We start from the raw sequence: 20,402 nt of genomic DNA, 5'->3' as shown, positions 1-20,402 counted from the left end.
TAATCAGGTACTGCGTGAATGCTGCTTCTGAGTGATAAAAGCATGGTGTTCGACCATGCCGACCCTTACGCCGTGTCGGGTTACGTCAACCAGCACGTGGGGCACCATTGCATCCAGCTGCCGAGCAAGGGCGGCGTGGCGGCGAGTCTCAGTCACCGCAAGTTCGCCAGTTTGGACCTGTGCCGGATCAGCTATGGCGGCAGTGCGCGGGTCACCTCCGAGGCCCTGGAGACCATCTACCATCTGCAGATTCTGCTCAAGGGCCACTGCCTGTGGCGCCAGCATCACGATGAGCACTTCCTCGCCCCTGGCGAATTGCTGCTGATCAACCCCGACGATCCGGTCGACCTGACCTATTCCGATGACTGCGAGAAGTTCATCGTCAAGCTGCCGGTCAGTCTGCTGCAGGCGGCATGCGAAGAGCAGCGCTGGCGGATTCCGGAGCAGGGCATCCACTTCACCCGCAACCTCTACAGCCTGCAGGAGCTGGAGAGCCTGACCCGCCTGCTCGGTCTGGTGTGCCTGGAGGCCGAGGCGGACGACAACGCCCTGCAGACCCAGGAGCACTACAGCCGCATCATCGCCAGCAAGTTGCTGACCCAGCTCGGCAGCAATCTCTGCCGCGAGTTGCCGTTGCCCCAGGCCGCGCCCTTCGAGCACCTGATCGAGTACATCGAAAACAACCTCAAGCAGGACATCAGCGCCGAACACCTGGCCGCCTGCGCGCAGATCAGCCTGCGTTCGCTCTATGCGCTGTTCGAGCGCCACTCCGGCAGCACACCCAAGCAGTACGTGCGCGAGCGCAAGCTGGCGCGCATTCACAGCTGCCTGAGCGACCCGAGCTGCCACGTGCGCAGCGTCACCGAGATCGCCCTGGACTACGGTTTCACACACCTAGGCCGTTTCTCCGAGAGCTACAAGAACAGCTTCGGCGAACTGCCGTCGGACACCCTGCGCCGGCGCGGCTGATTATCGACCCGGCGCGCTCTCGCGCCGGTGTCCCTGCTTTCCCCCATCCCCTGAAACATCCCAGAGCCCTCCGCGTGCGCGGCCCTGGCGGCTTTCGCGTGTCCGTTCGCCTGCCGGGATAGCCATTTTCTGCAACCTGCAGAAAACGGATAACGGTCGTGCACAAAGCGGATATTGTCCGACAAGCCGGGCTCGTAGCCTTAACCACGTTGAAACAATAACAACGGAGCCACGGCCATGACCCTGGGATTCGAATACCTCAATAGCCTGCTTGAAGAAGACAAGGACAAGGGCATCTACCGCTGCAAGCGGGAGATGTTCACCGATCCCCGGTTGTTCGATCTGGAGATGAAGCACATCTTCGAGGGCAACTGGCTGTACCTCGCTCACGAGAGCCAGATCCCCGAGAAGAACGACTACCTCACCACCACCATGGGGCGCCAGCCGATCTTCATCGCGCGCAACAAGGACGGTGAGCTGAACGCCTTCCTCAACGCCTGCAGCCACCGTGGCGCCATGCTCTGCCGGCACAAGACCGGCAACAAGGCCTCCTATACCTGCCCGTTCCACGGCTGGACCTTCAACAACTCCGGCAAGCTGCTCAAGGTCAAGGATCCCAAGGAGGCCGGCTATCCGTCGAGCTTCAACTGCGAAGGCTCCCACGACCTGACCAAGGTCGCGCGCTTCGAGTCCTATCGCGGTTTCCTGTTCGGCAGTCTGAATCCGGACGTGCCACCGCTGGTCGAGCACCTCGGCGAGTCGGCGAAGATCATCGACATGATCGTCGACCAGTCGGCCGATGGCCTGGAAGTGCTGCGCGGCTCGAGCAGCTACATCTATGAGGGCAACTGGAAACTGACCGCCGAGAACGGTGCCGATGGCTATCACGTCAGCTCCGTGCACTGGAACTACGCCGCCACCCAGCAGCAGCGCAAGCAGCGCGAGTCCGGCGAAGAGATCAAGACCATGAGCGCCGGCAGCTGGGCCAAGAACGGCGGCGGCTTCTACTCCTTCGACAAGGGCCATCTTCTGCTCTGGACCCGCTGGGCCAACCCCGAGGACCGTCCGCTGTACGAGCGCCGCGACGAGCTGGCCGGCGAGTTCGGCCAGGCCCGGGCCAACTGGATGATCGAGAACTCGCGCAATCTGTGCCTGTACCCGAACGTCTACCTGATGGACCAGTTCAGCTCGCAGATCCGCATCGCCCGGCCGATCTCCGTGGACAAGACCGAGATCACCATCTACTGCATCGCGCCCAAGGGCGAGAGCAGCGATGCCCGCAGCCGCCGCATCCGCCAGTACGAAGATTTCTTCAACGTCAGCGGCATGGCCACCCCGGACGATCTGGAGGAGTTCCGCTCCTGCCAGCTGGGTTATCAGGGCAGCCGCGGCTGGAACGACATGTCGCGCGGTGCCGAGCACTGGATCGAGGGCGCCGATCAGGCCGCCGAGGAAATCGAGCTGAAACCGCTGCTCTCAGGTGTGCGCACCGAGGATGAAGGCCTGTTCGTGCTGCAGCACCAGTACTGGCAGCGGACCATGATCGAGGCGCTGCGCAAGGAACAAGCGCAACTGATTCCTGTGGAGGGCGTGTGATGAGCATTTCCTATGACGCCGTGCGCGACTTTCTCTACCGCGAAGCGCGCTACCTGGACGACAAGGAGTGGGACAGCTGGCTGGAGCTGTACGCGGCCGACGCCAGTTTCTGGATGCCGTCCTGGGACGATAACGACGAGCTGACCGAGGACCCGCAAAGCGAAATCTCGCTGATCTGGTACGGCAGCCGTGGCGGTCTGGAGGACCGGGTCTTCCGCATCAAGACCGAGCGCTCCAGCGCCACCATGCCGGACACCCGCACCTCGCACAACATCAGCAACATCGAGATCCTCGAGCAGGCCGAGGGGCTGTGCAAGCTGCGCTTCAACTGGCACACCCTGAGCTTCCGCTACAAGACGGTGGACAGCTACTTCGGAACCAGTTTCTACACCCTCGACGTGCGCGGCGACAGCCCGCTGATCAAGGCCAAGAAGGTGGTGCTGAAGAACGATTACGTGCGTCAGGTCATCGACGTCTACCACATCTGATTACCCGTTCGGAGCCGGCGCAGGCGCGCATCTGAGGCAGGGAGGCCTATTGCCTTCCCGTCAGGGGCGAGCTCGCGCCAAAAAACGCCCGAAACCGTGTGTAACCACTGCCAAGCGAGGTGTGCCATGAGCCACAAGATCGCACTGAATTTCGAAGACGGGGTCACCCGCTTCATCGATGCCGACGCCAGCGAGACCGTCGCCGACGCCGCCTACCGCCAGGGCATCAACATCCCCCTGGACTGCCGCGACGGCGCCTGCGGCACCTGCAAGTGCTTCGCCGAGGCCGGCCGCTACGAGCTGGGCGAGGACTACGTCGAGGACGCCCTGAGCGAGGAAGAGGCCGAACAGGGCTACGTGCTGACGTGCCAGATGCGTGCCCAGAGCGACTGCGTGGTCCGCGTGCCGGCGTCCTCCGAGCTGTGCAAGACCCAGCAGGCCAGCTTCGAGGCGGCGATCAGCGCGGTGCGCCAGCTTTCCGACAGCACCATCGCCCTGTCGATCAAGGGCGAGTCGCTGGCCAAGCTGAGCTTCCTGCCGGGCCAGTACGTCAACCTGCAGGTGCCGGGCAGCGAGCAGACCCGCGCCTACTCCTTCAGCACGCTGCAGAAGAATGGCGAGGTCAGCTTCCTGATCCGCAACGTGCCGGGTGGGCTGATGAGCAGTTTCCTCACCGGCCTGGCCAAGGCGGGCGACAGCATGACTCTGGCCGGCCCCCTGGGCAGCTTCTACCTGCGCGAGATCAAGCGGCCGCTGTTGCTGCTGGCCGGCGGCACCGGCCTGGCGCCCTTCACCGCGATGCTGGAGAAGATCGCCGAGCAGGGCAGCGAACATCCGCTGCACCTGATCTACGGGGTGACCAACGACTTCGACCTGGTGGAGATGGACAGGCTCGAGGCCTTAGCCGCGCGCATCCCCAACTTCAGCTTCAGCGCCTGCGTGGCCAGTCCGGACAGCAGCTACCCACAGAAGGGCTATGTCACCCAGCACATCGAGCCCAAGCACCTCAACGACGGCGAGGTAGACGTTTACCTGTGCGGCCCGCCGCCGATGGTCGAGGCGGTCAGTCACTACATTCGCGAGCAAGGCATTCAGCCTGCGAACTTCTACTACGAGAAGTTCGCTGCCAGCGCCTGAGAGCTCCTTTGGTCCGCCTACCTGGTAAGCGGGCCTGTTTTATTCGATAGGGCAGTCGCCTGGAGCACTTCCAGGCTCCGGGACGACTGCACTGAGTGAGGTCGGGTTATGTTCAAGCGTTTTCAAGACAAGGTCGCGGTGATCACCGGCGCCGCCCAGGGCATAGGTCGGCGGGTGGCCGAACGCATGGCGGAGGAGGGCGCGCACCTGGTGCTGGTCGACCGCTCCGAGCTGGTGCATGAACTGGCCGATGAGCTGCAGCGTGTCAGCCCGGTGCTGTGCCTGACCGCCGACCTCGAGCAATTCGAGGAGTGCCAGCGGGTCTTGATGTCGGCAGTCGCATACTTCGGCCGTGTGGACATCCTGGTCAACAACGTCGGCGGCACCATCTGGGCCAAGCCGTTCGAGCACTACCGGGCCGAGGAGATCGAGGCCGAGGTGCGCCGCTCGCTGTTCCCCACCCTGTGGTGCTGCCACGCCGCCCTGCCGCACATGCTCGAGCAGGGCAGCGGCGCGATCGTCAACGTTTCCTCCATCGCCACCCGCGGCGTCAATCGCGTGCCCTATGGCGCGGCCAAGGGCGGCGTCAACGCCCTGACCGCCTGCCTGGCGTTCGAAACCGCCGAGCGCGGCATCCGCGTCAACGCCACCGCGCCGGGCGGGACCGAGGCGCCGCCGCGGCGCATTCCGCGCAACAGCGCCGAGCAGAGCGAGCAGGAGAGGCGCTGGTACCAGCAGATCGTCGACCAGACCGTGCAGAGCAGCCTGATGAAGCGCTACGGCACGATCGACGAGCAGGTCGGCGCGATCCTTTTCCTGGCATCCGACGAAGCCGCCTACATCACCGGCGTGACCCTGCCGGTGGGTGGTGGCGACCTGGGCTGAGCCCGCTCGCCACCGCCGAGGGATAGACCCGCCAGGACGCACTCGTATCACAACAACAAAAGAGTCCCGAGCCATGAGCAAAATCGACGTACACGACATCATCGACAACGCGGGCTTTACCCGCTTCCACTGGATGGTCATGGCGCTGTGCGCCCTGCTGCTGATCTTCGACGGCTATGACCTGTTCATCTATGGCGTGGTGCTGCCGGCGATCATGCAGGAGTGGGGCCTGACCCCGCTCGAGGCCGGCGCCCTGGGCAGCTATGCGCTGTTCGGCATGATGTTCGGCGCCCTGGCCTTCGGCACCCTGGCCGATCGCATCGGCCGCAAGAAGGGCATCGCCATCTGCTTCGCGTTGTTTTCCACTGCGACCATCGTCAACGGTTTCGCCAGCAACCCGACCGAGTTCGGCATCTGCCGCTTCCTCGCCGGCCTCGGCTGCGGTGGCCTGATGCCCAATGCCGTGGCGTTGATGAACGAGTATGCGCCCAAGCGTCTGCGCAGCACCCTGGTGGCGGTGATGTTCAGCGGCTATTCGCTGGGCGGCATGCTGGCCGCCGGCGTCGGTATCTACATGCTGCCGCGCTTCGGCTGGGAGTCGATGTTCTTCGCCGCCGGGGTGCCGCTGTTGCTGCTGCCGCTGATCCTGTGGAAGTTGCCGGAGTCGGTCGGCTTCCTGGTGCGCCAGGGTCGCCATGCCCAGGCCCGCGCCATCCTGCAGCGGATCGCGCCGGACGTGTCGCTCGCCAATGGCGGCGAATTGGTGATGAGTGAGAACAAGGGCCACGGCGTGGCCGTGTTCGAGCTGTTCCGCGAGGGCCGCGCACTGCGCACCCTGTGCCTGTGGCTGGCATTCTTCTGCTGCCTGCTGATGGTCTACGCGCTCAGTTCCTGGTTGCCGAAACTGATGGCCAGCGCCGGCTACAGCCTGGGCTCGAGCCTGTCGTTCCTGCTGGCGCTGAACTTCGGCGGCATGGCCGGCGCCATCCTCGGCGGCTGGCTGGGCGATCGCTTCAACCTGAGCAAGGTGATGGTGGCCTTCTTCGTCGCCGCCGCCGTCTCCATCAGCCTGCTCGGCTTCAAGAGCGCGCCCGCGCTGCTCTACCTGCTGATCTTCATTGCCGGCGCCACCACCATCGGCACGCAGATCCTGCTGTACGCCGCCGCCGCGCAGTTCTACGGCCTGTCGATCCGCTCCACGGGCCTCGGCTGGGCCTCGGGCATCGGCCGCAACGGCGCCATCGTCGGCCCGCTGCTGGGCGGCGCGCTGATGGGCATCAACCTGCCGCTGCAGCTCAACTTCATGGCCTTCGCCGTGCCGGGCGCGGTGGCGGCCCTCGCCATGACCCTGTTCGCCATCAGCAGCCAGCGCCGCCGCAATGCCGCGCTGGGCACTGCCGTGGCGGCTTCCTGATCACACCCTGCGGAATCTGAGCCGAAATGAGCCAAGTCCTGATTGAAAGCATCGAGGCGATCATCGTCGATCTGCCGACCATACGCCCGCACAAGCTGGCGATGCACACCATGCAGAAACAGACCCTGGTGGTGATCCGCCTGCGCTGCTCGGACGGTGTCGAAGGCCTGGGCGAGTCCACCACCATCGGTGGCCTGGCCTACGGCAACGAGAGCCCGGAGAGCATCAAGCAGAACATCGACAGCCACCTCGGCCCGCTGCTGCTCGGCCAGGACGCGGCCAACATCAACGCCGCCATGCAGCGGTTGGACAAGGCGGCAAAGGGCAACACCTTCGCCAAGTCCGGCCTGGAGAGCGCGCTGCTCGACGCCCAGGGCAAGCGCCTCGGTCTGCCGGTCAGCGAGCTGCTCGGCGGCCGGGTGCGCGACAGCCTGGAGGTGGCCTGGACCCTGGCGTCGGGCGACACCGCCAAGGACATCGCCGAGGCCGAGCAGATGCTCGAGGCGCGCCGCCACCGCATCTTCAAGCTGAAGATTGGCGCCGGCGAGGTCAACCGTGACCTCAAGCATGTGATCGCCATCAAGCAGGCCCTGGGCGACTCGGCCAGCGTGCGGGTCGACGTCAACCAGGCCTGGGACGAGTCGGTGGCCCTGCGTGCCTGCCGCATTCTCGGTGACAACGGCATCGACCTGATCGAACAGCCGATCGCCCGGATCAACCGCGGCGGGCAGATCCGCCTGAATCAGCGCAGCCCGGCGCCGATCATGGCAGACGAATCGATCGAGAGCGTCGAGGACGCCTTCAGCCTGGCGGCCGACGGTGCGGCCAGCATCTTCGCCCTGAAGATCGCCAAGAACGGCGGCCCGCGTGCCGTGCTACGCACCGCGCAGATTGCCGAGGCGGCTGGGATCGCCCTGTACGGCGGCACCATGCTCGAGGGGGCGATCGGCACCCTGGCCTCGGCCCATGCCTTTCTCACCCTGCGCCAGCTGACCTGGCACACCGAGCTGTTCGGCCCGCTGCTGCTGACCGAGGAGATCGTCAGCGAGGCGCCGGTGTACCGCGACTTCCACCTGCAGGTGCCGGCCACCCCGGGCCTGGGCCTGAGCCTGGACGAAGAACGCCTGGCGTTCTTCCGCCGCCCTTAACGCCACAGCCACCGGCCCGCCAGCCGAGGAGAGAAGCCCATGCTGTTCCACGTAAAGATGACCGTAAGACTGCCGGCAGACATGGACCCGGCCCGCGCCAGCCAGCTCAAGGCCGACGAGAGGGAACTGGCCCAGCGCCTGCAGCGCGAGGGCAAGTGGCGCCACCTGTGGCGCATCGCCGGGCACTACGCCAACTACAGCCTGTTCGATGTGGAGAGTGTCGAGGCGCTGCACGACACCCTGATGCAGCTGCCGCTGTTTCCCTACATGGATATCGAGATCGACGGCCTGTGCCGCCACCCCTCGTCGATCCATTCCGACGACCGCTAATCCCGGCGCCATAACAACAACTCGAGGTTAACCGTCATGACCGTAAAAATTTCCCACACTGCCGAGATCCAGAAGTTCTTCGAAGAAGCCGCCGGCCTCACGAACGACCAGGGCAGCCCGCGGGTCAAGCAGCTGGTGCTGCGCATCGTCCAGGACGCCGCGAAGATCATCGAAGACCTGCAGGTGAGCGACGACGAGTTCTGGACCGCCGTCGACTACCTCAATCGCCTGGGCGCACGCAGCGAGTTCGGCCTGCTGGTGCCGGGCCTGGGTCTGGAGCACTTCCTCGACCTGCTGCAGGATGCCAAGGACGCCGAGGCCGGCCTCAGCGGCGGTACCCCGCGGACCATCGAGGGCCCGCTGTACGTGGCCGGCGCGCCGATCTGCGAGGGCGAGGCCCGGATGGACGACGGCAGCGAGCTGAATGAAGCCACTGTGATGTTCCTCGAGGGCGTGGTGCGCGACACCGAGGGTCAGCCGGTGGCCGGCGCGGTGGTCGACCTGTGGCACGCCAACACCAAGGGCAACTACTCCTTCTTCGACCAGAGCCAGAGCGAGTACAACCTGCGCCGGCGCATCGTCACCGACGCCGCAGGCCGCTACCGCGCGCGCAGCATCGTGCCGAGCGGCTACGGCTGCGCCCCGGACGGGCCGACCCAGGAATGCCTGGACCTGCTCGGCCGCCATGGCCAGCGTCCGGCGCATATCCACTTCTTCGTCTCGGCGCCGGGCCATCGCCACCTGACCACCCAGATCAACCTGGATGGCGACCAGTACCTGTGGGACGACTTCGCCTACGCCACCCGCGAAGGCCTGGTCGGCAAGCTGCGCTTCGTCGAGGACGCCGCAGCGGCCGAGGCCCGTGGCGTGCAGAGTCGCTTCGCCACGCTGGCGTTCGACTTCGAGGTGCAGAAGGCGCCGGCACCGGCGGCCGAACAGCGCAGCCAGCGTCCGCGGGCCCTGCAGGAAGCCTGAGTGCGTAGGGGGCGCCGTGCGCACCATTGAGGCCGCGTGCGGTTGGCAGGGTGCGCATGGCGCACCCTACGGCGACTCCTGAAGCCAAGGGCGGATGGCCACAGCGCCATCCACCCGAAGGCTCCCGCTTCACCCACAACAACAGCGATCCGGGCTCCTGGCCACGGATGGCGAGCTGCACCCTGACGACGAGGTCCCATGAAAGCCTTGTTCCATGATTTTTCGCTGTCGGCCCTGGTGGCGGGCTGCATCGCCACGCTGATTTCCTACGCCGGGCCCCTGGTGATCATCTTCCAGGCGGCCGACAGCGCCGGCCTGTCCCATGCCGTGTTGTCGTCCTGGGTCTGGGCCATCTCCATCGGCAGCGCCGTGTTGGGCATCGGCCTGAGCCTGCGCTACCGGGTGCCGCTGGTCATCGCCTGGTCGGCTCCGGGCTCGGCGCTGCTGGTCACCCTGCTGCCGCAGATCAGCCTGAACGAGGCGGTCGGCGCCTACCTGGTGGCCAACCTGATCATCCTCCTGGTCGGCCTGTCCGGCGCCTTCGACCGCATCATCGGCCGCCTGCCGGCGGCGATCTCCGCGGCCATGCTGGCCGGCATCCTGTTCAGCTTCGGCACCGGCCTGTTCGTCTCGCTGAAAAGCCAGCCCTGGCTGGTGCTGGCGATGTTCGCCAGCTACCTGATCTGCAAGCGCCTGCTGCCGCGCTACGCGGTGATGGCGGTGCTGCTGGTCGGCTGCCTGGTGGCTCTGGCCAGCGGCGAACTGCACGGCGAGGCGCTGGTGATCGGCCTGGCCGTGCCGGTGTGGATCACCCCGGAGTTCAGCCTGGCGGCGATCCTCAACATCGCCCTGCCGCTGGTGATGGTGGCGCTGACCGGGCAGTTCGTTCCCGGCATGGCGGTGCTGCGCAACGCCGGCTACCAGACCCCGGCCAGCCCCATCATCAGTGCCAGTGCCCTGGGCAGCCTGCTGCTGGCGCCCTTCGGCTGCCACGGGCTGAACCTGGCGGCCATCACCGCGGCCATCTGCACCGGCCGCGAGGCCCATGAGGACCCGCGCAAGCGCTACGTGGCCGGCGTCGTCGGCGGGCTGTGCTACCTGCTGCTGGGACTGTTCGGCGCGACCCTGGTGTCGCTGTTCAGTGCCCTGCCCAAGGAGCTGATCGCGGCACTGGCCGGGCTGGCGCTGTTCGGCGCCATCGCCGGCGCCCTGGCCGGCGCCATGTCGGTGCCGGAAGACCGCGAGGCGGCGCTGATCACCTTCCTGGTCACGGCCTCGGGCATGTCCCTGCTCGGCCTGTCGGCGGCGTTCTGGGGACTGATCTTCGGCATCGCCGCCCATCTGCTGCTCGGCGCACGGCGCAGCGAGCGCTGCCAGGCCTCGTCACTCGGCGAACGGGAGGCGGCGCGCTAGCGGCAAACCTTTATTGCCGCGCTGCCGGGCAGAGGCCTGGGCAGGGCGGGGGTAAGACCACCCGCTTGCGTTGCCGGCAAGGGTGGAAGTCAACACCAACACAACAACTACAAGAGTGAATCCATGAAGCAATCGATCCGTGCACCCCGTGTACTGCGGGCCCCCTTGGCCCTGGCCGTCGCCCTGACTTTGCCCTCGACCCTGATGGCGGCCGAAGCGGGCTTTCTCGAAGACAGCAGCGCCACCCTCACGGCGCGCAACTACTACTTCAGCCGCGACTTCTCCGACCTGGTCGGACCGAACAAACAGTCCAAGGCCGAGGAGTGGGCCCAGGGCTTCATCCTCAACTTCAAGTCCGGCTACACCCAGGGCCCGGTCGGCTTCGGCGTCGACGCCGTCGGCCTGCTCGGCCTCAAGCTCGACAGCAGCCCGGACCGGATCAACACCGGCCTGCTGCCGGTGACCGACGAAGGCAAGGCAGCCGACGAGTACAGCCGCCTGGGGGCGGCGGTGAAGGTCCGGGTGTCGAAGACCGAACTGAAGGTCGGCGAGCAGCAGCTGGTGCTGCCGGTGCTGTTCTTCGGCGACATCCGCCTGCTGCCACCGACCTATCAGGGCGCCAGCCTGGTCTCCAACGAGATCGCCGGGCTGACCCTGCAGGCCGGCCAGCTGCGTTCCACCAGCCTGCGCAACGAGGCCGGCGACGAGGCACTGGGCGCCATGGTCGGCTTCGTCCCGCGGCGCCAGGCCGGCCAGCTGATCACCACCGACCGCTTCAACTACGGCGGCTCCGACTACGCCTTCAACGCCAACCGCACTTCGGTCGGCGCCTGGTACGCCCAGCTCGAGGACCTCTACAACCAGCGCTACTTCAGCCTCAAGCACAGCGAGCCGGTGGGTGACTGGGTGCTCGGCGCCAGCCTCGGCTACTTCGACTCGACCGAGGACGGCGAGCAACTGCTCGGCAAGCTGGACAATCAGGCGGCCTTCTCCCTGCTGTCGGCCAAGTACGGCGCCCACACCTTCTACCTCGGCTACCAGGCGATGTTCGGCGACGACGGCCTGCCACGGGTGTTCGCCAACGTCAGCCCATTGGGCAACGAAGTGCCGACCTTCACCTTCGACTCGGCCGACGAGCGCTCCTGGCAGGTCCGCTACGACTACGACTTCGCCGCCCTGGGCGTGCCGGGCCTGGTGGCCGGGGTGCGCTACCTGACGGGCGACAACGTCGACACCGGCCGCGGCTTCGAGGGCAAGGAGTGGGAGCGCGACCTGGACCTCGGCTACGTGGTGCAGAGCGGCTCGCTCAAGGGCCTGGGCGTCAAGGTGCGCAACGTCACCGCGCGCTCCAACTACCGCAGCGACGTCGACGAGAACCGCCTGATTTTCAATTACACCTGGAACCTGCTCTAAGCCCCGTGCCGCTCTGGCCTGGGCGCCGGAGCGGCACGGCGGAGACCTGCGACACCTCCTATAACCTTGCGTAAATGGATAACCACGATGAACAACTATAAGAAAGTCGGTATCACCCTGAGCTCCGCCACCCTGACCCTGGCCCTGTGCGCCGGCACGCAGGCGGCCGAGCCGGTCAAGGTCGGCCTGCTGCTGCCCTATACCGGCACCTACGCGGCCCTCGGCGAGGCCATCACCAACGGCATGAAGATGGCCATCGAGCAGCAGGGCGGTGAACTCGGCGGCCGTGCGGTGGAGTACGTCAGCGTCGACAGCGAGGCCAATCCCGGCAAGGCGGTGCCGAACATGCAGAAGCTGGTCGACGGCGCCAAGGTCGACGTGGTGGTCGGCCCGGTGCATTCCGGGGTCGGCATGGGCGCGGTCAAGGTGGCCCGCGACAGCGGCGTTCCGCTGATCATCCCCAACGCCGGCTTCAACGCCGCCACCGGCCCGCTGTGCGCGCCGAACATCTTCCGTACCTCCTTCAGCTCCTGGCAGACCGCCTACCCGATGGGCCAGGTGGCTGTCGACAAGGGCTACAAGAACGTCGTCACCCTGGCCTGGCGCTACGGTTTCGGCACCGAGTCGGTGGACGGCTTCAAGGAAGGTTTCGAGAAGGCCGGCGGCACCGTCAGCAAGGAAATCTACGTGCCCTTTCCGGACGTCGAGTTCCAGTCGCAGCTGACCGAGATCGCCGCCCTGAAGCCCGACGCGGTGTTCGTCTTCTTCGCCGGTGGCGGCGCCGCCAAGTTCGTCCAGGACTACGCCGCCGCCGGCCTGCAGGGCAAGATCCCGCTGCTCGGCTCGGGCTTCCTCACCGAGGGCACCCTGGCCGCGCAGGGCCAGGCCGCCGAGGGGGTGCTGACCACGCTGCACTATTCCGACAGCCTGGATACCCCGCAGAACAACAAGTTCCGCGCGGACTACCGCCAGCAGTTCGGCAAGGAAGCGGACGTCTACGCGGTGCAGGGCTACGACACCGGCCTGTTGCTGGCCCAGTCGCTGCAACAGGTGGCCGGCAACACCTCTGACCGCGCCGCCTGGCTCGCCGCCATGAGCCAGGCGCGCATCGACAGCCCGCGCGGCGAGTGGACCTTCTCCAAGGCCCGTAACCCGGTGCAGAACGTCTACCTGCGCGAGGTGCGTGACGGCGCCAACCGGGTGGCGGGCACCGCGGCCAGCGCCCTGGCCGACCCGGCGCCGGGCTGCAAGCTCTAGGTCCAGCGGCACACCCGGGCGCCCTGAGTGGCGCCCGGGGTTCACTCGTCTACGCCAGGTACTCCCGATGGATTTCCCCACAGTTCTCATCCAGACCCTCAACGGTCTGCAGTACGGCCTGCTGCTGTTCCTCATCGCCAGCGGCCTGACGCTGATCTTCGGCATCATGCACATCATCAACCTGGCCCACGGCGCCCTGTACATGGTCGGCGCCTACCTGGCCTTCTGGCTCACTGCGCTGACCGGCAACCTGTTTCTCGCCATCCTCCTCGGCCTGCCGCTGGCCGCGCTGCTCGGGGTGCTGATCGAGCGTTTCCTGATCCAGGCGCTGTACCGCCGCGACAACCTCGACCAGGTGCTGATGACCTTCGGCCTGATCCTGGTGATCGATTCGCTGCGCAGCATCGCCTGGGGCAACGACGTCCACAGCGTGGCGATTCCGGCGCTGCTGGAAGGCTCGGTGCAGCTCACCGAGACCCTCGAGTACCCGGTCTACCGGCTGTTCATCTCCGCCATCTGCGGGCTGATCGCCCTGGCCATGTACCTGATCCTGCAGCACAGCCGCCTGGGCATCATCATCCGCGGCGGCGCCAGCAACCGCGAGATGGTCCAGGGCCTGGGCATCAATATCCGGGTCATCTACACCCTGGTGTTCGCCGCCGGCACCGCGCTCACCGCGCTCGCCGGGATGGTCGCCGCGCCGGTGTCCTCGGTGTATCCGGGCATGGGCAACCAGATCCTCATCATCGCCTTCGTGGTGGTGGTGATCGGCGGCCTGGGTTCGATTCGCGGCGCCTTCCTCGCCGCGCTGCTGGTGGGCCTGACCGCCACCTGGGGCGCGGTGCTGGTGCCCGAGTACGCGGGCATGGCGATCTATGTGCTGATGGCCGTCGTGCTGCTGTTCAAACCGCGCGGGCTGTTCGCCTGACACCTGCCCCTCGGAGGAAACCAATCATGCGTCCCTTACCCCCTGTCATTCGCTATCTGCTGCTGGCGCTGACCCTGCTGCTGGCCGGCTTCCCGCTGTTCGGCGAGAGCCTCAGCGGCGAGCAGCACGGCTTTCACCTGCAGCAACTGACCCACATCATGATCCTCGCCCTGGTCGCCCTCAGCCTCGACCTGCTGGTCGGCGTGACCGGCATGGTCAGCCTGGCCCAGGCGGCCTTCTTCGGCATCGCCGGCTACAGCCTGGTGCTGTTCGCCCCGGAGTTCGAGGCGGTGAACTTCTGGCTGGCCCTGGCCCTGTGCCTGGCGGTCAGCGCCGCCGCCGCTTTGCTGATGGGCCTGCTGATCATCCGCACCTCGGGCATCTTCTTCATCATGGCGACCATCGCCTTCTCGCAGATGCTCTACTACCTGTTCCACGACGCGTCCTTCGCCGGCGGCTCGGACGGCATCTACCTGTTCCTCAAGCCCGATGTGCGCATCGCCGGGGTCCAGCTGCTCGACCTGGAGAACCCACGCAGCCTGTTCTACCTGGTGCTCGGCTCGCTGGTGCTGGTCTACCTGCTGTTGCGCAGCTTCCTGCGTGCGCCGTTCGGCCGGGTGTTGCTGGGTATCAAGCACAACGAGGAGCGGGTCCGCTCCATGGGCTACAACCCGCTGTTCTACAAGCTGGCGGCCTTCGTCATCGCCGGCACCATCGCCGGCTACGCCGGCATGCTCTCGGCCACCCAGTACGGTTTCGTCAGCCCCGGCCAGGTCAGCTGGCAGCTCTCGGCCCACGCCCTGGTGATGGTCATCCTCGGCGGAATGGGCAGCCTGTTCGGCGCCATCTTCGGCGCCTTCGCCTTCGAGGGCCTGCACCAGCTGTTCGCCGGCCTGACCCCGCACTGGGAGCTGCCCATGGGCCTGGTGGTGATCGCCATGGTCCTGCTGCTGCCCGGCGGCATCGCCGGCTTGCTACTGAAACTCTGTGAAAGGCGCCCAACCAGACCTGCCGACGAAACGGCGATTTCCACTCCCGTGGTGGTGAAGAAGGAGGCCGGCCTATGAGCACCCCTGTCCTGCAAACCCGCGGACTGAGCAAGGCCTTCGGCGGCCTGCGCGCGGTCAGCGACATCTCCCTGAGCGTGGCGCCCTGCGAGGTGCACGCGATCATCGGCCCCAACGGCGCCGGCAAGAGCACCATGGTCAACCTGCTGTCCGGCCACCTCAAACCCAGCGCCGGGCAGATCCTCTTTCACGGCCGCGACATCACCGGCCTGGCACCCAACCGGGTGTCGCACCTGGGCATCGGCCGCAGCTTCCAGCGCACCAACATCTTCCCCAGCTTCTCCTGCCTGGAGAACTGTTGGCTGGCCGCACAATCGCGGTTGAAGAACTCCTTCCGCTTCTTCCGCCGCTGCGAGGCCTACGCCGAGGTGCGCGAGCGCGCCGAAAGGGCCCTGGAGCTGTGCGGCCTGGCCCGGCACCGCGACAGCCTGGCCGATGCCCTGAGCTACGGCGAGCAACGCCAGCTGGAAATCGGCATGGTGCTGGCCACCGAACCGAGCTTCCTGCTGCTCGACGAGCCCATGGCCGGCATGGGCAAGGACGAGTCGGCGCGGGTGGTCGAGCTGCTCGCCAGCCTGTCCAAGCAGTACGCCATGGTCCTGGTCGAGCACGACATGGACGCGGTGTTCAGCATCGCCCATCGCCTGACCGTGATGGTCAACGGCGAGCTGCTGGCCAGCGGTCCGCTGGACCAGGTGCGCAACGATCCGGCGGTACAGCAGGCCTATCTGGGCGACGGCGAGGAGCAATTCTGATGAGCACACAAGCCCTGGTGCAGGCCACCGGCCTGCACACCTACTACGGCAACAGCCACGTCCTGCATGGCGTCGACCTGCAGATCCGGCCGGGCGAGACCCTGGCGCTGATGGGGCGCAACGGCATGGGCAAGAGCACCACCATCCGCTCGCTGCTGGGCCTGACCCCGGCGCGCCACGGCGAGGTGCTGATCCGTGGCGAGCGTTGCAGCGGCCGCGCCACCCACCAGATCATCCGCCGCGGCATCGGCTACGTGCCGGAAGGCAGGGGCATGTTCCCCAACCTGAGCGTGCGCGAGAGCCTGATCATGGCCGTCCGGCCGGGCCTGGACGGACGCCGCGACTGGGACCTGGAGCGGGTGCTGGCGACCTTCCCGCGCCTGGCCGAGCGCTTCGCTCACCTGACCGGCAACCTCTCCGGCGGCGAGCAGCAGATGGTGGCCATCGGTCGCGCGCTGATGACCAACCCCGAGCTGGTGATCCTCGACGAGGCCACCGAGGGCCTGGCACCGCTGATCCGCAAGGAGATCTGGCAGGTGATCCGGCTGATCAAGGCCAGCGGCATCGCCACCCTGGTGGTGGACAAGAACGTCAACGTGCTGCTCGACCTGACCGATCGCAGCATGATCATGGTCAAGGGGCGGGTGGTCTATGACGGCCCCAGCGCCGAGCTGAAGACCCAGCCCGAGATCCTGCAGAACCATATCGGCCTGTGAGGCCAGGGATCCCACCATGACCCAGCTAGCTGTTCAATCCCCACGCCGCTGGCAGAAACACCTGGCGGCGCTGTTGCAGCTGACGGCGGCCCTGGCCGCCGCCGGCCTGCTGCTCGACAGCCCCCTGCAAGAGGTGCTGGCCGCACTGGTGTTCGCCTGCCTCGCCCTGGCCGGGCTGCTCTATCAGCGCTTGCCGCCGACCCTGGTCGAGGTGCCGGTGTCGGTGCCTGCGCCGCTACCGCCGGCGCCGGAACCGCCGTTGCCGGCAGCGGCACCGCCGGTCGAAGCGCCGGTCGCTCCCGTGCCTGCGCTGCGCGCCCCCCTGGCGCAGTTGCTCGAGGGCATCCAGCGCACCGAGCAGGACATGCAGTACGCCACCGACCTGGCGCGCGCCGGCGGCGAGAAGGTGCAGTTCAGCGCCGCCAGCATCCAGGCGTGCGAGGCGGCGATCCGCGAACTGGCCGGCTACATGGACAGCATCGACCGGGTGTTCGATGGCCTGTCGCAACAGTCGCTGCGCATCGGCGCCATCGTCGGCAGCATTCAGGACATTGCCAAGCAGACCAACCTGCTGGCGCTCAATGCCGCCATCGAGGCAGCGCGAGCGGGTGATCACGGTCGTGGTTTCGCCGTGGTCGCCGACGAGGTGCGCCACCTGGCCCAGCGCGCCAACGAGTCCAGTGGCGAGATTCGCCAGATCGCCGCCGGCCTGCAGCAATCGGCGCAGGAGGCGAGGGCAGGGCTCGAGCACATCGGCCAATCCACCGGCACGGGCCTGGAGAAGGCTGCCGCCGCCCTGGGCGCCATGGACGAGATGCGCGCCGGGGCCGTGGCGCGGCTGGAGATAGTCGAGCGCATCGTCCAGCGCCTGCACGAGCAGCGCACCCTGACCCAGGGCATGGCGGAGGCGCTCGCCTAGACAGTGTTCGGTAATCGCACGGATAAGCGATTATCGGATTGTTTGAGTGGGCCGCTCGGCTTACCGTTGACTCACCCGCCACCCTCAGCCGGTGGCATCGTCAACCGAGCGAGAGTAACTCCGATGGCCGAAATCATTTCCCTGGGCGAGGCGATCAAACGCTTCGTCAACGACGGCGACACCGTCGCCCTCGAAGGCTTCACGCACCTGATCCCCACCGCCGCCAGCCATGAGCTGATCCGCCAGAACAAGCGCGAACTGACCCTGGTGCGCATGACCCCGGACCTGGTCTACGACCTGCTGATCGGTGCCGGCTGCGCCAGGAAGCTGGTGTTCTCCTGGGGCGGCAACCCCGGCGTCGGCTCGCTGCACCGCCTGCGCGACGCGGTGGAGAAGGGCTGGCCGCAGCCGCTGGAAATCGAGGAACACAGCCATGCGGACCTGGCCAACGCCTATGTCGCCGGCGCCTCGGGCCTGCCGTTTGCCGTGTTGCGCGCCTACGCCGGCTCGGACCTGCCCAAGGTCAACCCGCTGATCAAGACGGTCACCTGCCCGTTCACCGGCGAAGTGCTGGCGGCGGTGCCGAGCGTGCGCCCGGACGTCACCGTGATCCATGCGCAGAAGGCCGACCGCAAGGGCAACGTGCTGCTCTGGGGCATCCTCGGCGTGCAGAAGGAGGCGGCCCTGGCGGCCAAGCGCTGCATCGTCACCGTGGAGGAGATCGTCGACGACCTGAATGCGCCGATGAACGCCTGCGTGTTGCCGAGCTGGGCGCTGACCGCGGTCTGCCATGTGCCGGGCGGGGCCCATCCGTCCTATGCCCTGGGCTACTCCGAGCGCGACAACCGCTTCTACCAGGCCTGGGACCCGATCGCCCGAGATCGCGAGAGCTTCAGCGCCTGGATCGACGAATACATCCGCGGCACCGCCGATTTCTCAGAGTTCAAGGCCAAACTGGCCGCGCAGCAGGAGGCCAAGTGATGAGCGCCTACAGCACCAATGAAATGATGACCGTTGCCGCCGCCCGCCGCCTGAACAACGGCGCGGTGTGCTTCGTCGGCATCGGCCTGCCGTCCAAGGCCGCCAACCTGGCGCGCCTGACGTCCTCGCCGGACGTGGTACTGATCTACGAATCCGGCCCGATCGGCGCCAAGCCCAGCGTGCTGCCGCTGTCGATCGGCGACGGCGAGCTGGCCGAGACCGCCGACACCGTGGTGCCCACCGGCGAGATCTTCCGTTACTGGCTGCAGGGCGGGCGCATCGACGTCGGCTTCCTCGGCGCCGCCCAGGTCGACAAGTACGGCAACATCAACACCACGGTGATCGGCGACTACCACGCACCCAAGGTGCGCCTGCCGGGCGCCGGCGGCGCGCCGGAGATTGCCGGCTCCGCCAAGCAGGTGCTGATCATCCTCAAGCAGTCGCACCGCACCTTCGTCGACAAGCTGGCCTTCATCACCTCGGTCGGCCATGGCGAGGGCGGCGACCACCGCCAGCAGCTGGGCCTGCCCGGCGCCGGCCCTGTGGGCATCATCACCGACCTGTGCATCATGGAGCCGGAAGCCGGCACCAACGAGTTCATCGTCACCTCGCTGCACCCGGGGGTGACCCGCGAGCAGGTAGTGGCCGCCACCGGCTGGGCCATTCGCTTCGCCGACAGCGTCGCCGAGACCGCCGCCCCAACTGCCGTCGAGCTCGAAGCCCTGCGTGCCCTGGAAGCCCGCACCGCGGCCGCCCACGGCCAGGCCGGGGGTGAGGAATGAGCCGCGACGTCTATATCTGCGATGCCGTGCGCACGCCCATCGGTCGCTTCGGCGGCGGTCTGGCAACCGTGCGTGCCGACGACCTGGCGGCGGTGCCGCTCAAGGCGCTGATCGCGCGCAACCCGCAGCTCGACCTGAGCCAGGTGGATGAGGTATTTCTCGGTTGCGCCAACCAGGCCGGCGAGGACAATCGCAACGTCGCGCGCATGGCCTTGCTGTTGGCCGGCCTGCCGGACTCGGTGCCAGGGGTGACCCTCAACCGCTTGTGCGCCTCGGGCATGGATGCGATTGGCACGGCGTTCCGCGCCATCGCCAGCGGCGAGATGGAGCTGGCCATCGCCGGCGGCGTCGAGTCCATGTCGCGCGCTCCCTATGTGATGGGCAAGGCCGACAGCGCCTACGGCCGCACTCAGAAGATCGAGGACACCACCATCGGCTGGCGCTTCATCAACCCGCTGATGAAGGCGCAGTACGGCGTGGATGCCATGCCACAGACTGCCGATAACGTCGCCGACGACTACCAGGTGAGTCGCGCCGACCAGGACGCCTTCGCCCTGCGCAGCCAGCAGCGCGCCGCCGCCGCCCAGGCCGCTGGCTTCTTCGCCGAGGAGATAGTCCCGGTGGTGATCAAGGGCAGGAAGGGCGATACCGTCATCGAGCAGGACGAGCACCTGCGCCCCGACACCACCCTGGAGGTCCTGACCAAGCTCAAGCCGGTCAACGGCCCGGACAAGACGGTCACCGCCGGCAACGCTTCCGGGGTCAACGATGGCGCCGCGGCGCTGATCCTGGCCAGTGCCGAGGCGGTGCGCAAACACGGCCTGACACCGCGTGCGCGGGTATTGGGCATGGCCAGCGCCGGTGTGGCGCCGCGCATCATGGGCTATGGCCCGGTGCCGGCGGTGCGCAAGCTGTGCGAGCGGCTGAATCTCGGCGTCGCCGATTTCGACGTGATCGAGCTCAACGAGGCCTTCGCCAGCCAGGGCCTGGCGGTGCTGCGCGACCTGGGCCTGGCCGACGAAGCGGCCCAGGTCAACCCGAATGGCGGTGCCATCGCCTTGGGTCACCCCCTGGGCATGAGCGGCGCGCGCCTGGTGCTGACCGCCCTGCATCAGCTGGAGAAATCCGGCGGCAAGCGCGGCCTGGCGACCATGTGCGTGGGCGTCGGCCAGGGCCTGGCGCTGGCCATCGAGCGGGTGTGAACCGCGATAGTTGATGATGGGCGACCC

Annotated in this window: 20 protein-coding genes; all 20 read left to right on the top strand. The window is 67.0% G+C overall.

Annotated features, from left to right (window positions below; all coding sequences use genetic code 11):
• The first annotated feature begins 18 nt into the window (after positions 1 to 18).
• On the top strand, positions 19 to 969 hold the full coding sequence (locus KDW96_RS01995; RefSeq protein ID WP_255838723.1) for an AraC family transcriptional regulator: 951 nt from the start codon (positions 19 to 21) through the stop codon (positions 967 to 969).
• 237 nt (positions 970 to 1,206) lie between these two features.
• Positions 1,207 to 2,565, top strand: coding sequence for a benzoate 1,2-dioxygenase large subunit (gene benA, locus KDW96_RS01990; protein ID WP_255838722.1), 1,359 nt, complete (start codon positions 1,207 to 1,209; stop codon positions 2,563 to 2,565).
• Positions 2,565 to 3,053 carry a benzoate 1,2-dioxygenase small subunit gene (gene benB / locus KDW96_RS01985; protein ID WP_255838721.1) on the top strand — a complete coding sequence of 163 codons (489 nt, stop codon included), beginning with the start codon at positions 2,565 to 2,567 and terminating at the stop codon, positions 3,051 to 3,053. Before benA ends, benB begins: the two co-directional genes overlap by 1 nt.
• Positions 3,054 to 3,179: 126 nt before the next feature.
• Positions 3,180 to 4,190 carry a benzoate 1,2-dioxygenase electron transfer component BenC gene (gene benC / locus KDW96_RS01980; RefSeq protein WP_255838720.1) on the top strand — a complete coding sequence of 337 codons (1,011 nt, stop codon included), beginning with the start codon at positions 3,180 to 3,182 and terminating at the stop codon, positions 4,188 to 4,190.
• Between the two features lie 108 nt (positions 4,191 to 4,298).
• On the top strand, positions 4,299 to 5,075 hold the full coding sequence (locus tag KDW96_RS01975) for a 1,6-dihydroxycyclohexa-2,4-diene-1-carboxylate dehydrogenase (RefSeq protein ID WP_255838719.1): 777 nt from the start codon (positions 4,299 to 4,301) through the stop codon (positions 5,073 to 5,075).
• Positions 5,076 to 5,148: 73 nt separating this feature from the next.
• On the top strand, positions 5,149 to 6,489 hold the full coding sequence (locus KDW96_RS01970) for an MFS transporter (protein WP_255838718.1): 1,341 nt from the start codon (positions 5,149 to 5,151) through the stop codon (positions 6,487 to 6,489).
• A gap of 26 nt (positions 6,490 to 6,515) precedes the next feature.
• Positions 6,516 to 7,637 carry a muconate cycloisomerase family protein gene (locus tag KDW96_RS01965; RefSeq protein ID WP_255838717.1) on the top strand — a complete coding sequence of 374 codons (1,122 nt, stop codon included), beginning with the start codon at positions 6,516 to 6,518 and terminating at the stop codon, positions 7,635 to 7,637.
• 39 nt (positions 7,638 to 7,676) lie between these two features.
• Positions 7,677 to 7,967, top strand: coding sequence for a muconolactone Delta-isomerase (gene catC / locus KDW96_RS01960; protein ID WP_255838716.1), 291 nt, complete (start codon positions 7,677 to 7,679; stop codon positions 7,965 to 7,967).
• Positions 7,968 to 8,003: 36 nt separating this feature from the next.
• Complete coding sequence (gene catA, locus KDW96_RS01955; protein ID WP_255838715.1) at positions 8,004 to 8,942, top strand: catechol 1,2-dioxygenase; 939 nt, start codon at positions 8,004 to 8,006, stop codon at positions 8,940 to 8,942.
• 198 nt (positions 8,943 to 9,140) lie between these two features.
• Positions 9,141 to 10,355: a benzoate/H(+) symporter BenE family transporter gene (locus tag KDW96_RS01950; RefSeq protein WP_255838714.1), complete on the top strand. Its 1,215-nt coding sequence runs from the start codon at positions 9,141 to 9,143 to the stop codon at positions 10,353 to 10,355.
• A gap of 123 nt (positions 10,356 to 10,478) precedes the next feature.
• The gene (locus tag KDW96_RS01945) at positions 10,479 to 11,768 is read left to right on the top strand and encodes an OprD family porin (protein ID WP_255838713.1); all 1,290 of its coding nucleotides are present in this window, start codon (positions 10,479 to 10,481) and stop codon (positions 11,766 to 11,768) included.
• A gap of 87 nt (positions 11,769 to 11,855) precedes the next feature.
• A complete protein-coding gene (locus KDW96_RS01940; RefSeq protein WP_255838712.1) occupies positions 11,856 to 13,025 on the top strand; it encodes an ABC transporter substrate-binding protein in 1,170 nt (389 codons plus the stop codon).
• 67 nt (positions 13,026 to 13,092) lie between these two features.
• The gene (locus KDW96_RS01935; RefSeq protein WP_255838711.1) at positions 13,093 to 13,953 is read left to right on the top strand and encodes a branched-chain amino acid ABC transporter permease; all 861 of its coding nucleotides are present in this window, start codon (positions 13,093 to 13,095) and stop codon (positions 13,951 to 13,953) included.
• Between the two features lie 26 nt (positions 13,954 to 13,979).
• Positions 13,980 to 15,020, top strand: coding sequence for a branched-chain amino acid ABC transporter permease (locus KDW96_RS01930; RefSeq protein ID WP_255838710.1), 1,041 nt, complete (start codon positions 13,980 to 13,982; stop codon positions 15,018 to 15,020).
• Complete coding sequence (locus tag KDW96_RS01925) at positions 15,017 to 15,775, top strand: ABC transporter ATP-binding protein (RefSeq protein WP_255838709.1); 759 nt, start codon at positions 15,017 to 15,019, stop codon at positions 15,773 to 15,775. Before KDW96_RS01930 ends, KDW96_RS01925 begins: the two co-directional genes overlap by 4 nt.
• The gene (locus KDW96_RS01920) at positions 15,775 to 16,491 is read left to right on the top strand and encodes an ABC transporter ATP-binding protein (protein WP_255838708.1); all 717 of its coding nucleotides are present in this window, start codon (positions 15,775 to 15,777) and stop codon (positions 16,489 to 16,491) included. The genes KDW96_RS01925 and KDW96_RS01920 overlap by 1 nt, the downstream gene beginning before the upstream one ends.
• A 16-nt stretch (positions 16,492 to 16,507) precedes the next feature.
• Positions 16,508 to 17,410, top strand: a complete 903-nt coding sequence (locus KDW96_RS22055; RefSeq protein WP_304665572.1) for a methyl-accepting chemotaxis protein — start codon at positions 16,508 to 16,510, stop codon at positions 17,408 to 17,410.
• A gap of 123 nt (positions 17,411 to 17,533) precedes the next feature.
• On the top strand, positions 17,534 to 18,391 hold the full coding sequence (locus tag KDW96_RS01910) for a CoA transferase subunit A (RefSeq protein ID WP_255838707.1): 858 nt from the start codon (positions 17,534 to 17,536) through the stop codon (positions 18,389 to 18,391).
• Positions 18,391 to 19,173, top strand: coding sequence for a CoA-transferase subunit beta (locus KDW96_RS01905; RefSeq protein ID WP_255838706.1), 783 nt, complete (start codon positions 18,391 to 18,393; stop codon positions 19,171 to 19,173). Before KDW96_RS01910 ends, KDW96_RS01905 begins: the two co-directional genes overlap by 1 nt.
• Positions 19,170 to 20,375 (top strand): 3-oxoadipyl-CoA thiolase, encoded by a 1,206-nt coding sequence (gene pcaF, locus KDW96_RS01900; protein WP_255838705.1) that lies wholly within the window; start codon positions 19,170 to 19,172, stop codon positions 20,373 to 20,375. Before KDW96_RS01905 ends, pcaF begins: the two co-directional genes overlap by 4 nt.
• Positions 20,376 to 20,402 lie beyond the last annotated feature (27 nt).

Origin of the sequence: Pseudomonas benzenivorans (genome assembly GCF_024397895.1) — a bacterium.
GTDB lineage: Bacteria > Pseudomonadota > Gammaproteobacteria > Pseudomonadales > Pseudomonadaceae > Aquipseudomonas > Aquipseudomonas benzenivorans_A.
This window is presented reverse-complemented; position numbering and strand designations above follow the sequence as displayed.